The organism is Romboutsia sp. (assembly GCF_051659545.1).
Lineage (GTDB): Bacteria > Bacillota > Clostridia > Peptostreptococcales > Peptostreptococcaceae > JBOFOR01.
Map to the genome: position 1 here is coordinate 1 of NZ_JBOFOR010000178.1, position 15,918 is coordinate 15,918.

General features: G+C 28.6%; 15 protein-coding genes. 14 read left to right on the forward strand and 1 reads right to left on the reverse strand.

Annotated features, from left to right (window positions below):
- Positions 1-50 precede the first annotated feature (50 nt).
- Complete coding sequence (nfsB, locus tag ACRC03_RS09470; protein ID WP_438652320.1) at positions 51-704, reverse strand: oxygen-insensitive NAD(P)H nitroreductase; 654 nt, start codon at positions 702-704, stop codon at positions 51-53.
- A 204-nt stretch (positions 705-908) separates the two neighbouring features.
- On the opposite strand from nfsB, the gene ACRC03_RS09475 reads away from it, so the two are divergent.
- From ACRC03_RS09475 to ACRC03_RS09540, 14 genes are all read left to right on the forward strand, one after another.
- Positions 909-1,736: a pentapeptide repeat-containing protein gene (locus tag ACRC03_RS09475; RefSeq protein WP_438652321.1), complete on the forward strand. Its 828-nt coding sequence runs from the start codon at positions 909-911 to the stop codon at positions 1,734-1,736.
- 222 nt (positions 1,737-1,958) lie between these two features.
- Positions 1,959-2,306 (forward strand): zinc ribbon domain-containing protein YjdM, encoded by a 348-nt coding sequence (locus tag ACRC03_RS09480; RefSeq protein WP_438652322.1) that lies wholly within the window; start codon positions 1,959-1,961, stop codon positions 2,304-2,306.
- A gap of 232 nt (positions 2,307-2,538) precedes the next feature.
- Positions 2,539-3,210, forward strand: a complete 672-nt coding sequence (locus ACRC03_RS09485) for a YitT family protein (RefSeq protein WP_438652323.1) — start codon at positions 2,539-2,541, stop codon at positions 3,208-3,210.
- Between the two features lie 175 nt (positions 3,211-3,385).
- Positions 3,386-4,576: a MerR family transcriptional regulator gene (locus tag ACRC03_RS09490; RefSeq protein WP_438652324.1), complete on the forward strand. Its 1,191-nt coding sequence runs from the start codon at positions 3,386-3,388 to the stop codon at positions 4,574-4,576.
- 72 nt (positions 4,577-4,648) lie between these two features.
- Positions 4,649-5,872: an arginine deiminase gene (arcA, locus tag ACRC03_RS09495; protein WP_438652325.1), complete on the forward strand. Its 1,224-nt coding sequence runs from the start codon at positions 4,649-4,651 to the stop codon at positions 5,870-5,872.
- A gap of 96 nt (positions 5,873-5,968) precedes the next feature.
- Positions 5,969-6,964, forward strand: a complete 996-nt coding sequence (gene argF, locus ACRC03_RS09500) for an ornithine carbamoyltransferase (RefSeq protein ID WP_438652326.1) — start codon at positions 5,969-5,971, stop codon at positions 6,962-6,964.
- A 171-nt stretch (positions 6,965-7,135) separates the two neighbouring features.
- Positions 7,136-8,116, forward strand: coding sequence for a carbamate kinase (arcC, locus tag ACRC03_RS09505; protein ID WP_438652327.1), 981 nt, complete (start codon positions 7,136-7,138; stop codon positions 8,114-8,116).
- Between the two features lie 147 nt (positions 8,117-8,263).
- A complete protein-coding gene (locus tag ACRC03_RS09510) occupies positions 8,264-9,808 on the forward strand; it encodes a YfcC family protein (protein ID WP_438652328.1) in 1,545 nt (514 codons plus the stop codon).
- Between the two features lie 81 nt (positions 9,809-9,889).
- On the forward strand, positions 9,890-10,315 hold the full coding sequence (locus ACRC03_RS09515; RefSeq protein WP_438652329.1) for a hypothetical protein: 426 nt from the start codon (positions 9,890-9,892) through the stop codon (positions 10,313-10,315).
- 181 nt (positions 10,316-10,496) lie between these two features.
- Positions 10,497-11,963: a phytoene desaturase family protein gene (locus ACRC03_RS09520; RefSeq protein WP_438652330.1), complete on the forward strand. Its 1,467-nt coding sequence runs from the start codon at positions 10,497-10,499 to the stop codon at positions 11,961-11,963.
- Between the two features lie 164 nt (positions 11,964-12,127).
- The gene (locus ACRC03_RS09525; protein WP_438652331.1) at positions 12,128-12,253 is read left to right on the forward strand and encodes a hypothetical protein; all 126 of its coding nucleotides are present in this window, start codon (positions 12,128-12,130) and stop codon (positions 12,251-12,253) included.
- 92 nt (positions 12,254-12,345) lie between these two features.
- Positions 12,346-12,801 carry an S-ribosylhomocysteine lyase gene (locus tag ACRC03_RS09530; protein ID WP_438652332.1) on the forward strand — a complete coding sequence of 152 codons (456 nt, stop codon included), beginning with the start codon at positions 12,346-12,348 and terminating at the stop codon, positions 12,799-12,801.
- 5 nt (positions 12,802-12,806) lie between these two features.
- Entirely contained in the window at positions 12,807-13,529 is a 723-nt protein-coding gene (locus ACRC03_RS09535) for a vitamin B12 dependent-methionine synthase activation domain-containing protein (RefSeq protein WP_438652333.1), read from the forward strand.
- Positions 13,501-15,888: a homocysteine S-methyltransferase family protein gene (locus tag ACRC03_RS09540; protein WP_438652334.1), complete on the forward strand. Its 2,388-nt coding sequence runs from the start codon at positions 13,501-13,503 to the stop codon at positions 15,886-15,888. Before ACRC03_RS09535 ends, ACRC03_RS09540 begins: the two co-directional genes overlap by 29 nt.
- The last annotated feature ends 30 nt before the right edge of the window (positions 15,889-15,918 follow it).

Genomic DNA, 15,918 nt, shown 5'->3' on the forward strand with positions numbered 1-15,918 from the left:
TTTTAAAGTGTATAAGAAAAAAATCTAATCGTATTGATATTTATGATTTGCTAAATTATAGTAAATACATCTTCTTCATCAAGTCTTGATTTAGGTAGACTAGCATTAAAATCATCATCAGATCTATACCCAAGAGGAACTATTGTAACAGCTGTAAGACCTTTTTTATTTAATCCAAGTTCTTCATTTAGTATTTTAACATCAAATCCTTCCATTGCAACAGCATCAATTCCAAGAGTAGCAGCACCAAGTAGAAGGCTACCCATATTTAAGTATACTTGTTTATCCATCCAATCTTGTAGATCGTTATAATCATTTTTATGGAAATTAGTAAATGTGTTACGTGCATTATGCATACTATTTTTTATTTCATCATTTAGAAAACGTCCATCTTTATCTTCTTTTTCTAGAACATGCTTTAAGTAGTTCTCATCCATAGTAGTTCTTGAACAAAGCACAATAACATGTGACGCATCAAGCACCTTTTCATCATTAAAAGCGAAAAATCCTTGTGTACTTTTACTTATTTTTTTCTTTCCTTCTTCTGTGGAAGCAATTACAAAGTGCCATGGCTGAGAATTAACACTAGAAGCACTAAGTCTCAAAAGTTCTTTAATCTGATTCATATCCTCTGATGAAATTTTTTTTGTTTTATCAAACTTTTTTGTTGAGTAGCGGCTATTCATTATTTTTACTAAATTCATATATGTAGTCCCCTTCTTACTTGAATTTTTATACCTTTCATATCATAGTAGTATATTATCGCAATGCTGTATGATACAATGATAACAACAAATTATATATTAAACAAGTATGTACTTTAAAGTAAGTACTATCAAAAAAATAAAGGTACAAAAGAAAGGCTTAAGCTAAGCTTTTTATAGAATAGATGGAGGATAAGAAATATAATGTGTACAAGTAATGATTTATATAAGGATTTAAAAATTGATTGTGAAAAATGTTTTGGGTTTTGCTGTGTAGCTCTATATTTTTCAAAATCAGAAGGATTTCCTACTAATAAAGATGCGGGAAAGTCATGTATAAACTTACAGAAAGATTTTAGTTGTTCTATTCACAACAATCTTAGAGAACAAGGCCTAAAAGGATGTACAGCATACGATTGTTTTGGTGCAGGACAAAAAGTGGCTCAAGTTACATACAAAGGAGAAAGTTGGATAAACTCACCGCAATTATCACAACAGATGTTTGATGTATTTTTAGTTATGAGACAAATACACGAAATGTTGTGGTATCTTACAGAAGCATATAATATAGAAGTAGCGTATTCTATAAGGGAAGAAATTAGTTTAATGATAAAAGAAACTGAGAATATTACTAATATGAGTCCAAATAATTTATTAAAATTAGATGTAACAACCCATAGATTTAAAGTGAATCAATTATTAAAAAAAGCCAGTGAATTAATAGCTCAAAAATATAAACCAAAAAATAATCAAAAGACTTCTACTAATATAGATTTTATTGGTAAAAACCTTAAAAAAATTAATTTGATAGGTGCGGATTTAAAAGGAGCATTTTTAATTGCAGCAGATTTAAGGGAAAATAACCTGACGGCAGCAAACTTAATAGGAGCAGATATGAGGGATGCTGATATTAGAGGCGCAAATCTTGAAAATAGTGTATTTATTACTCAATCTCAAATAAATGCTGCTAAAGGAGATAGTAATACAAAATTACCTAAAACAATAGTAAGACCTACATATTGGAATAAATAAAATATATTGATACTTTAAAGGGAATCTGACTCACCATAATTAGTTGTTAAATTGGTTATAATATAAAACAAATTAAGGTAAATTTACTAATTGTTTTTTTATCTAAACAGATAAAAAAGATGAATATATATAGAGTTTACGAAGTTTGTAAATAGCATAAGAATATGATATTATATAACCCAATGAGTTTTATAAACTATAACCAATGGAGGTAAGACAACTATGGAAAATTTACCAAATTGTCCTAAATGTAATTCGGAATACACTTACGAAGATGGAAGTCTTTTAGTTTGTCCTGAATGTGGTCATGAGTGGTCTTTAGCATCAGAAGGAAATAATGAAGATAATAATGTTATTAAAGATGCAAATGGAAATATATTAAATGATGGGGATGCTGTAACAGTAATAAAAGACCTTAAAGTAAAAGGAAGTTCTTCATCTATAAAAATAGGAACAAAAGTAAAAAGTATACGTTTAGTTCCAGATGCGGCTGATGGACATGATATAGAATGTAAAATAGATGGTTTCGGAGCTATGAAGTTAAAATCTAGCGTTGTTAAAAAAGCATAATAAGATTTTATATAAAAACTAAGCTATATTTTACTACAGTAGTAAGATGTAGCTTAGTTTTTTACGCTTAAGTAAATTATATTTCACCAACAGGTCGCTCAAGAGAAGCGAATTTTTTATGAAATGGAAAAAAGTGAAATGAATAGTTTCGTGAAATTAAATTGTTAAGATTGTAAAAACATAATATAATAAATAAGACATTAAATAGAAAATAGAGAAAGAGATGACAAAAATGACAAAAGAAAATAGAATGAATATTATTAAGGAATATATCATAACAACTATAGGAGTGATTATAGTTGCATTTGGGATACAGTATTTTTATGCACCTAATGAGATAGCAGGTGGAGGGTTAAGTGGAATGGCTTTAGTAATTAGTAATTACATTCCTCAATTATCTGTAGGAACTATAATATTTATAGGAAATTTAATTTTATTCCTAATATCATTTTTATTAGTTGGTGGAGATTTTGGATTAAAAACAATATATGCTAGTATTATGTTATCTGTAGTAATGGATGTAATGGAAAAAGTATTTCATTCTTATGCTTTAACTAATAATATGGTATTAGCAGTAATAGTTGGTACGTTAATATGCGGTACTGGATTATCTATTGCATTTGCTATAAATGCATCTACAGGTGGTACGGATATACTTGCTAAGATATTAAATAAATATTCAACATTTAATATAGGGATATCATTGTTATTAGTAGATTTATTTGTAGTAGTATGCGGAGGATTAACTTTTGGATTAGACAAAGGGATATATTCTTTAATATGTGTAATTTTAAATGGAATTTTAATAGATAAACTAATGGCTATAATAGAGAAAAAAATAGAGAAAAAAAGAGAAGAAAAAAGAAAAAGCATAAAAGACTATGAGTTAAAAAAAGCTCAGTAGATATAATTGATTAATATAATAAACGAAAAAACACTAAGTTTTAAAATAAAATTTAGTGTTTTTTCGTAAAATTATGTATAAATATATTTTAGTAAAAAAAAATAAAAATATATATTGACCGTTACGTAACGTAACCTTATACAATGATATTAAGCAAGAACTTGGGGGAATTATTATGAAAGAAAAAACCTTTTACACTAGTGGTGAATTTGCTAAAATGGCAGGGGTTACAATTAGAACCATTAGGTATTATGACACAAAGGGGATACTGAAACCATCTCATCGTAATAGTTCAGGTCATAGACTGTACTCAGATATTGATTTCGTAAAGTTAAAGAAAATTTTAGCGTTGAAGTATTTAGGATTATCTTTAGATGAAGTTATGAGTACTGAATTAAGCAACTTTAAAAAGGATGAAATGGTAAATTCTTTAAAATTACAAAAGAATATTTTACAAAATAAAATCAACCATATGAAGACCGTATTAAATGCAATAGAGACAGCAGAGCATAGTATTGAAAATGATGACAATCTTGATTGGAATAAAACAGTAGATATAATAAAAATACTAGAAGACGAAAAAGAATTGTCACAACAATACGTGGATTCATCAAATTTAAATGCGAGTGTTAAACTACAAGATAGATTTAGTTCAAATGAATATGGATGGTATAAATGGACATTTAGCAAGCTTAACTTAAAATCAGAGTGTAAAATTTTAGAAATTGGGTGTGGAAATGGAGCTTTATGGTCTAAAAACATAGGCGAAATAAATGAAGGTTTAGATATAACCTTAACAGATGTTTGTGAAGACATGATTAAAGAAGCTCAAAAAAATCTTATTAATGATAAAGAAAAATTTAATTTTCAAATTGCAGACCCAAATAAAATTCCATTTCAAGATGAAAGTTTTGATGTAATAATAGCTAACCATATATTGTTTTATATGAAAGATATGGATAAGGTACTTTCTGAAATAAAAAGAGTACTAAAAAAAGATGGATGTTTCTATTGTTCTACAATAGATAGTAGTAATATGAAAGAGTTAGAAAATCTTATGTTAGAATTTAATAACCATATTAAAATTTCAGAAGAAAAGCTTTCTAATAAGTTTGGTTTAAAAAATGGAAAATCAATTTTATCTAATTACTTTACAGATACAAAAGAATATTTGTATGAAGATAAGTTGGTAGTAAATGATAGGGATGGAATAATAGAATATATTTATTCTATACCAGGTAATATTTTAGAAGTTTTAGAAACCAAAAAGAAAGAATTTGAGTCTTATGTAGATAAAAATATACGACAAAATGGATCAATTCTTATAACGAATAGAAGTGTTTTATTTGAAAGTAAGAAAGGATAATTTATTTCAAAATATATTTACAGGAAAAGAAAACGATTGCTTAAGGGGCGGGAAGAGAGAGAGGTAATAGTTATGGGGATTAGAGTAACTAGTGAAATTAAACCACTAAAACAAGTTTTACTTCACAGACCTGGTGCAGAAATAGAAAATTTAACACCAGACTATCTAGAAAGATTATTATTTGATGATATACCTTTCTTAGAAGTGGCTCAACAAGAACATGATACTTTTGCTGAAGTATTAAGACAAAATGGGGTAGAAGTATTATACTTACACAAATTAGCAGCTAAAGTTATAGAAGATAAGGAAGTAAAAGAAACTTTTATAAATCAATTTATAGAAGAAGCTGGAATAACTAACTTAGAATTACATAAAAATGTTTATAATTTCTTAATGAAAATAGAGGATAATGAAGAGTTTATAAGAAAGACTATGTCAGGTATAAACAAAAATGAATTACCAAAGTTAGATAAAAAAAGCTTATCTGATTTAGCAGAAGATGATTATCCATTTGTTGCAGATCCAATGCCAAACTTATACTTTACAAGAGATCCATTTGCAAGTATAGGAAATGGTGTTAGTTTAAACAAAATGTACTCTGTAACAAGAAATAGAGAAACTATATATGCAGATTATATATTCAAATATCATCCAGAATTTAAAGATCAAGTTGAAAGATTTTATGATAGAAACTTTGAACATCACATAGAAGGTGGAGATATATTAAACCTAACTGAAAAAACTTTAGCAATAGGTATATCTCAAAGAACTCAAGCTAATGCAATAGAACATATAGCTAAGCAAATATTCTTCAATAGCGGTAACAAAGAAATAGAAACTATATTAGCTTTCAACATACCAAATAATAGAGCAATGATGCATTTAGATACAGTCTTTACTCAAATAGATATTGATAAATTCACTATACATCCAGGAATACAAGGTCCACTACAAGTATTCGAAGTAACAAAAGGTGATGTAGAAGGAGAATTAAATATAGAAGAAATAAATGCTCCATTAGAAGAAATATTAGCTAAACATCTTGGAGTTGAAAAAGTTACATTAATCCAATGTGGTGGAGGAGATAAAGTTATAGCTGATAGAGAACAATGGAATGATGGTTCGAATACATTATGTATAAAGCCAGGAGAAGTTATTGTTTATTCTAGAAACTATGTAACAAACAGATTATTACAAGAAAATGGAATAAAAACACATATTATACCATCAAGTGAATTATCTAGAGGTCGTGGAGGCCCAAGATGTATGTCAATGCCTTTAGTTAGAGAAGCATAAACAAGCTAACAATATCTATAAAAAGGGTTATACATAAACCTTTTTATAGATATTTAAATAAAATTATTTACAACATAATATTAGGGGGATTTTACAATGGGAGCTAATTTAAGAGGACGTTCATTTTTAAAATTATTAGATTTTTCAAGTGCTGAAATAAGATATTTATTAGATTTATCTAGAGATTATAAAAATTTAAAGAGATCTGGTGTAGTACACAAGCAATTAGAAGGAAAAAATGTAGTTATATTATTTGAAAAAGATTCAACAAGAACTAGATGTGCTTTTGAAGTTGGAGCTATGGACTTAGGAATGGGTGTTACTTATATAGGACCAACAGGTTCTCAAATGGGTAAAAAAGAATCTATAGCAGATACTGCGAGAGTATTAGGAAGAATGTATGATGGTATAGAATACAGAGGATTCTCTCAAGAAATAGTTGAAGAATTATCAGCTAATGCTGGTGTACCAGTATGGAATGGTTTAACAGATGAATTCCATCCAACTCAAATGTTAGCAGACTTATTAACTATAGAAGAAAAATTAGGCAGATTAAAAGGTGTAAACTTTGTTTATATGGGAGATGCAAGAAACAACATGGGTAACTCTTTAATGGTTGCTTGTGCTAAAATGGGATTAAACTTTACAGCATGTGCTCCAAAAGAATTATTCCCAGCTCAAGAACTAGTTGATACTTGCAGGGCAATAGCAAAAGAAAATGGATGCACTATAACATTAACTGAAGATGTTATAGCTGGAACTAAAAATGCCGATGTTGTATATACAGATGTTTGGGTATCTATGGGAGAACCAGATGAAGTTTGGGAAGCTAGAATAAAACAATTAATGCCATACCAAGTTAATCAAGCTGTTATGGATAATGCTCATCCAGAATCTATATTTATGCACTGCTTACCAGCATTCCATGACTTAAAAACTAAGACAGGTGCGGAAATGGGTAAAAAATTCGGTATAACTGAAATGGAAGTTACTGATGAAGTATTTGAATCTAAGAAATCAGTTGTATTTGATGAAGCAGAAAATAGAATGCATACTATAAAGGCTGTAATGGCTGCTACAATAGGACAATAATAAATATATAGATTAGGTTAAGATAACTACATAGCCTCCATTTGTTTATAAAAAATATAATGGAGGTTATATTTTTCTAAAAAATTAAGAATTTATCAAATAAATGGGGATATTTAAGAAAAAACAAACTTAGGATATGTTTTAAAAAATTATTAACAGGGGGCTAAAAATATGAAGAGATTAGTTATAGCTTTAGGGGGAAATGCGTTAGGGAATAATGCAGAGGAACAGCTTGAATTAGTTAAACATACAGCTAAAACAATAGTTGATTTATCTCAAGAAGGATATAGTGTTATAGTAGGTCATGGTAATGGGCCACAAGTAGGTATGATAAATTTAGCTATGGATTTTGCATCAAATAATGGTGCTAATACTCCGAGTATGCCATTTGCAGAGTGCGGATCAATGAGTCAAGGGTATATAGGTTATCATCTACAACAAGCTATAAAAAATGAATTAAGACGTAGAAAAATAAAGAAAAATGTAGCTACTGTAGTTACTCAAGTTGTTGTAGATGAAAATGATGAAGCATTTAAGAATCTAACAAAACCAGTAGGTATGTTCTATACAAAAGAAGATGCTATAAAAATATCTGAAGAAAAAGGATTTACATTTGTAGAAGATTCAGGTAGAGGATATAGAAGAGTAGTAGCTTCTCCACAACCACAAAAAATAGTTGAATTAGAAACAATACAAGAATTAGTTGATAATGGAACTATAGTAATAACTGTTGGAGGTGGTGGTATACCTGTAATAGAAAAAGAAGATGAAACGTTAGAAGGTGTAGCGGCAGTAATAGATAAAGATAAATCAAGTGCAAAACTTGCTAAAGATTTAGATGCAGAGATGTTAGTAATATTAACTGCTGTTGATAGAGTTTGTATAAACTTTAATAAACCAAATCAAGAAGAGTTAGCATCTATAAACTTAGAAGAAGCATCTAAATATATAGATGAAGGTCATTTTGCAAAAGGTTCGATGTTACCTAAAGTAGAAGCTTGTGTAGATTTTGTTCAAAGTTCTACTAATGGAAAGGCACTAATAACTTCTTTAGAAAAAGCTAAAGAAGCACTACACGGAACAACTGGAACTATAATATGCAAAACTACTGAGGGTTTTAACACATCTGAAAAGTTAGAATTAAATGCATAAACAAAAAATGTACAAATAAACAAGGAAATGTTATTCTATATTATACAGAATAATATTTCCTTTAAATACCATTTAAGGAAGTTTATTATTAGCTAAAGAAGAGTTAAGCTCTTTAGAAAATATATAGACAAAAGGGGGGACAATTAAATGTCAAATGATGCGAAAAAGAAAAAGTTTAGATTTCCATCAGCTTATACGGTATTATTAACTTTAATGATATGTATAGCACTTATAACTCAAGTTGTGCCAGGGGTAAAGAAAGCACAATTATCAGATTTAGTTATGGCGCCGGTTACAGGTATGATAGGTGTGAGAGATGACGCTTTAGATGAAGAAATATCTGCATCTCTGGATGAAGGTGGAGTTAATTCAGCATTAAAAACAATAAGTAGTGCAGAAGGTCAAAAAATGAGTGTGTGGAATAGTGGTACTCTTAAGGGGGCAATAGATGTATCATTATTCGTATTAATTATAGGTGGTTTCTTAGGAGTAGTAACAAAGACAGGAGCATTAGATGCTGGAGTTGGTGCACTTGTTAAGAAACTAAAAGGAAAAGAAATAATGCTAATACCAGTACTAATGATTATATTCTCATTAGGCGGTAGTTCATACGGAATGGCGGAAGAAACATTAGCATTTTATGCACTAATAACTGCAACTATGATGGCAGCAGGATTTGACCCAATAGTAGCAGTCGGGACTGTATTATTAGGAGCAGGATGTGGTGTATTAGGTTCAACTGTAAACCCATTTGCTATAGGAGCTTCAATTTCAGCAGCAGGAGCAGTAGGTGTAAAAATAAACCAAGGTACAATAATAGTAATAGGTGTTTTATTATGGATATCAACACTAACGATATCAATACTATACGTAATGAAATATGCTAAGAAAGTTAAAGCTGATAAATCAAAAAGTATACTTTCTAAACATGAATTAGATGCTGCATATGAGGCATTTAGTCAAAATTCAGAAGAAATATTAGAATTAGACGGAAAGAGAAAAGGTGTTTTAGTTCTATTTGTACTTTCTTTTGTAGTTATGATATTAGGCGTTATTCCATGGAATGACTTTGGTATAACTATATTTGATAATACAACAGCTTGGTTAAACGGTACTCCATTAGGAGCATGGTGGTTCCCTGAATTAACAGTATGGTTCTTCTTAATGTCAGTAGTTATAGGTTTAGTATATAGAATGCCTGAAAAAGATATAGTATCATCATTTATAGCGGGATCTGCAGATATGGTAGGAGTTGCTCTTGTTATAGGTATATCAAGAGGTATATCTTTCATGATGGCAAACTCAGGATTAGACTTATATATACTTGATAAAGCAGCAGGAGTATTAAGTGGAGTATCAGGGATGTTATTTGCTAATATGGCTTACGTTATATATATGGCGCTATCATTCTTAATACCATCAACTTCAGGATTAGCATCAGTATCTATGCCAATATTTGCACCACTAGCGCAGAAGTTAAACATAGCACCTGAAATAGTAGTAGCTGCATTCTCAGCAGGTTCAGGTATAATAAACTTAGTAACACCAACATCAGGGGTTGTTATGGGAGGTCTTACTATAGCTAAAGTAGATTATGATACCTGGTTAAAGTTTGCAACTAAGCTATTAGTTATGATATTCCTTGCTACAGTGGTAATATTATCAGTAGTGCCAATGTTATTAGGTATGTAATTAAATAAATATATTATAAAATAAAACCATAAGATTTATAATCTTGTGGTTTTGTTTATAATTAAAAATAGGAGAAGATAAATGAGTATAGTTAGTTTTTTAAGCTGTTTATATTTTTTACTTACTATAGTATTAATGTTTAAAAGAAATACTTTAGGAAATACATATATGGGATTTGGCGCATTAACCTTTGTTTTTGTAATGGCATATCCTAGTATTCCTAAAATACCACCACAATTTCAAAGTTTAGGAATATTTTTAGTATTTTCTTTAATGATAATATTGTTTGGGCTAACTTTTGGAATTATAATTATATTATGCAAAAAAAGTAATAAAGTATCAAGAATAACAGCTGTAATTTCATCTACACTATTAATAATATTGTTATTTAACTCAAAAGGATACTTAACATATATGTATATACCAGTGTTATTGTATATGCTACAAGACTATACTAATAAGATGATGGAGAAAGCAACAAATAAATCTTTTGTACTAAATAAATAAAATAAGGACCTGAGCATAAATTTTAAAATTTATGTTCAGGTCCTTATTTTATTTTTATTAAGATAATCATATTATATATAAATTAAAGTTATTAATAGTTAGATTTTGATATGAGTAAATATAAATTAATTCTATTAGGAATACTAAATTATAAAATATATAAATATAGGAAGTGTGAGCTATGAAAAAAGCACTTATTGTTGGAGCTGGTATAGGTGGATTATGTACAGCAATAAGATTATTAAATAAGGGTTATGATGTAACTATTGTAGAAAAAGAAAATACAATTGGAGGAAAAGTAAATGTAATAGGAACTAATCAATTTAAGTTTGATTTAACAGCTTCAATATTAATGACACCAGATATATATACAGAAATATTTAAAGAATGTAAAAAAGACTATAGAGATTATATAGAATTAACAAAGCTAGAACCTACATATAATGTTAGTTATTATGATGGAAAAGAATATAAATTTTACAGCGATTTAAGACGTATGACTAATACACTAGAAAGTATACAACCTGGATTATCAATAGAGTATATAGACTTCTTATCTAAATCTATGAAAAAATACTTGGTTAGTAAGAAATATTTATTAGATAAACCAATGATGAAAATAAATGAAGTTTTAAATATAGAAACACTTAAAAATATAATAAGTATAAACCCTTTTGAAATAACGGAGGATTATATATGTAAGGTTATAAGCAATGAAAAATTACAGGAATTTCTCATATTTCAGTCAATGTATATAGGCGTAAATCCCTACACTAATTCTAGTATATATACGCTAATACCTGCTATATCTCATACTTATGGATTATGGTATATAAAAGGAGGGTTTTACCAATATATTAAGGCTTTAGAAAAATTAATATATGATTTAGGAGGAAAAATAATAACTAATACAAATGTTGAAGAAATAATAGTTCATAAAAATAAAGTAAAGGGACTAAGAACAAATAGAGGTGCTTTTAAATCAGATATATTTGTATGTAATGCAGATTTTTCTTATGCAATGGATAAATTGATAAAGCATAAAAAAACAAAAAATATAGATAAGATAAAGGAAAAAGAGTATTCATGCTCTACATTTATAATATACTTAGGTCTAAATAAAAAGTACGACAAGCTAAAAGTACACAATATATATATAAATAAAAATTTTAAAGTAGGAATAGAATCTCCTTTTAAAGGATTGGTTTGCAAATATCCATCTTTCTATATATATTGTCCTAGTTCAATTGATAATACTGTATGTGAAAAAGGAAAAGAAACCTTAAATATAGTGGTTAGAGTACCAAATCTATCTGCTAAAAATATAAATTGGAACGAAAAATTTATAACGGAATATAGGAATAATATAATAAATCAAGTAAAACAAATAAAAGGTTTAGAAGATATAGAAGAAAATATAATCTACGAATCATACTTAACACCTGTAGACTTAAAAAATAAATTTAACTCCTATAAAGGAACTGCCTTTGGTATTAGTCATAAATTAAATCAAACAACGTATTTTAGACCTCATATGAAAGATAAAAAAATAAAAAACTTATATTTTATAGGATCATCTACTCATCCAGGAAATGGAGTATCCGTTATAATTGGAGGTAGTAAAGTTTTAGTAGAGAAGATTACTTAATCTTCTCTTTATCCCAGAATAACTTTTTTGAATTATGATTTAATACACCTCTCCTCAAGTTAGCACATAAAGAACATGGATTTTTTTCTTTTCTTATATCAAATACTATTTCTTTTATATCAGTTTGAATTTCATAGAAAGGAACATTTAATTCCTCGCATAATTTGTATAAAGGAGAATTATCTACTCATCTTGGATTTAATGTTATAGCAAACTTAACTAAAGTAAAAAATGATAATAAATTGGATTGGAGTATAAAGAATGTTGTTATACGTGAAACTACAAAATAATATATAGATATATTTATAAAAATAGGATGTTATAGATTGATTTTGAAGTATAATATTAAATATATGAGTATAAAAATATGGAGGTATTTGGGATGCAAAAAGTAGAAAGTTTTAAGCTAGACCACACAAAAGTAAAAGCACCTTATGTAAGAAAATGTTGTGTATTAGATGGAGCAAATGGGGATAAAGTATCTAAGTTTGACTTGAGATTTTTACAACCTAATGCAGAAGCTTTTGGGACTGCTGCAATGCATGGTTTAGAACATTTATTAGCTACATACTTAAGAGAAACATTAGATAACATAATAGACTTATCTCCAATGGGGTGTAGAACAGGATTCTACTTAATAGTATGGGGAGATGTAGAGCCATCAGATATAAAGGTAGGACTAGAAAAAGCATTAGAAATGGTGTTAGAGTCAACTGAAATGCCTGCAGCTACTGCTATAGAGTGTGGAAATTATAAAGATTTATCTTTATTTGGAGCTAAAGAATATGCTAAAGAAGCTTTAGACAAAGGATTTTCTTTAAATATATACGGGGAATAAAAACTATGGATAAAATCTGTATTAATCGAGTAGATATAAATAGAGATGAAGTTTTAAGATATTTAGAGTATAAAGGTCAAGAAATAAGTGGAAATTTAGAAAAAGTAATTGACGAATGTATAAAAACAACAATAGAGAAGATAAACCCTCGGTATATTTTGAGGGTTTATCCTATATTGAAAAAATGTGAAGCTAACGAGTATAAAATAATACTACAGGGGACTAATTTAGTAATAAAAAGCAAAGATATTTATAATTTGCTATATGAATGTAATGAATGCATCGTTATGGCAGCTACACTGGGAATAGATATTGAAAAAGAAATAAGAAAAAACTCTTATTGTGAGCTTACTAAAAGTATAATAATAGATGCATGTGCTACTACTGCCATAGAAGCAATTTGTGATTTAATACAGCATAAAGCAAAAGAAGTTTTAAATAATAAAAATAATTACATGACTAATAGATACAGCCCAGGATATGGGGACTTACCGCTACATATTAATAGTAACATTATCAATATTTTAAATGCATCTAAAGAAATAGGATTGACTATTACTGGTAAAGATATTATGATACCAAGAAAATCAGTTACAGCTATAATAGGAATATCAAAAAATAAACTGAAAAATAATTCAGTTAAGTGTTTAGGATGTTCAAAGTATGAGACTTGCAAATATAAAAAAGGGGATGAAAATTGTGGATATAAGAGAGTACATAAAAAATAATATCTTAATATTTGATGGAGCTATGGGGACTATGCTTCAACAAAGTGGATTAAAATTAGGAGAAAATCCTGAAGTGTTTGGTTTTGAAAATCCAGATAAACTTATAAAAATTCATGAATCTTATTTGGAGGCTGGGTCAAATGTAGTGACTACTAATACATTTGGTGCCAATGAATTAAAAGTAGATAAATTAGGATATACTGTAGAAGAAATCGTTGATAATGCAGTTAATATTGCAAAAAAGGCAATAGAAAAGGCAGATAAATCAAAAACAAGGTATGTTGCCTTAGATATAGGTCCAATAGGAGAAATGTTAGAACCTATGGGTACATTAAGTTTTGATAGAGCATATGAAATATTTAAAAGACAGATGATACAAGGTGAAAAATCGGGAGCAAATCTTATAATAATAGAAACAATGATGGATTTATATGAAGCTAAAGCAGCAGTATTAGCAGCAAAAGAAAATACAAATCTTCCTGTATTCTGTACAATGACTTTTGATGCAAATGGAAGAAGCTTTACTGGATGTATGCCTGAAAGCATGGTAGCGACTATAGAAGGATTAGGAGTGGATGCTATTGGAGTAAACTGTTCATTAGGACCAAAACAATTATTACCTATAGTAAAGAAAATCTCAGATATGGCTAATATTCCAGTTATAGTTCAAGCTAATGCAGGTTTACCAGAAATAGTAGATGGACAAGCTGTATATAATGTTAATCCAGAAGAATTTTATGAAGGTGTAAGCAAATTTATAGAAGTAGGAGCCTCTATAATAGGGGGATGTTGTGGAACTGATCCAAAGTTTATTAAATTGATTTCAGAAAATACTAAGACTTTAAAGAAAAGTGATAGAGTTGAATATAATGAATGTATAGTGTGCTCTCCTTCTAAAATAGTAAAAGTAAAAGCCCCTACAGTTGTAGGTGAAAGATTAAATCCAACAGGAAGAGAGCCTCTAAAAGAAGCATTAAGAAATGAAAATTTAGAGTATGTTATGAATCTAGCTCTAGATCAAATTAAAGATGGAGCAGATATTTTAAATGTTAATGTAGGACTGCCAGATATAGATGAAAAAAAGATGATGCCGAAGGTTTTAAAGGAAATACAAGCTATAATTGATACTCCACTTCAGGTAGATTCTTCAAATATAGATGCATTAGAACAAGGTTTAAGATATTACAATGGTAAAACTATAGTAAATTCTGTGAATGGTAAAGAGGAATCTTTAGAAACTATATTACCAATAGTAAAAAAATACGGTGCATGCGTAGTGGGATTAACTTTAGATGAAAAAGGGATACCAAACACTGCACAAGGAAGATTTGAAATAGCTAAAAAAATTGTAGATAGAGCAGTATCTTATGGTATTAGAAAACAAGATATTTTTATTGATTGTTTATCATTAACTGTTTCTGCTCAACAAAATGAAGCTATGGCTACATGTGAATGTATTAGAATGGTAAAAGAAATATTAGGAGTAAAAACTATATTAGGAGTATCTAATATATCTTTTGGTTTACCAAATAGAAAAGCTCTTAATAATACATTCTTAACTATGGCGTTAGCTTATGGATTAGATTTACCAATAATAAACACAAATGAAGAGTGCATGATGGAAGCTATAAATTCTTTTAAAATTATACAAAATATAGACAAAGGATGTACTAATTATATAGAAAAATATAGCACATATAAAAAAGAGCAAAAGGTTGAAAAAAATAATGAAAAAATATCTTTAGAACAAATAGTAGAAAGAGGATTAAAAGATGAGGCGGAAAGTGCTACTTTAAGTATGTTAGAAAAATGCGATGAAAGTCATATATTAGATCAAATACTAATACCAGCATTAGATAAAGTAGGACAGAGATATGATGTAGGAGAAGTATTCTTACCACAATTGATTCAATCAGCTGAAACAGTAAAAGTATCATTAAAGGTTATAAAAGAAGAGTTAATGAAGAAAAATACTAATACAGTATCTAAAGGTAAAATAATAGTAGCTACAGTAAAAGGTGACATCCATGATATTGGGAAGAATATAGTAAAAATAATGTTAGAAAATTATGGTTATGAAGTGATTGATTTAGGTAAAGATGTACCTATAGAAGATGTAGTAGAATGCGCTAAAAAGGAAAATATAAAACTAATAGGTCTTAGTGCATTAATGACAACAACTGTAATTAGCATGAAAGAAACTATAGAAGCTTTAAAATCAGAAGGTATAGATGCAAAAGTCTTTGTAGGTGGTGCTGTACTAACAGAGGAATATGCTAATAATATTGGAGCTAATTATTACTCAAAGGATGCAAAATCAGCAGTTGAAATAGCAAGAATGAATTTTAATAAAAACTAACTTTTACTGTAAAAATATGTATAAACTACA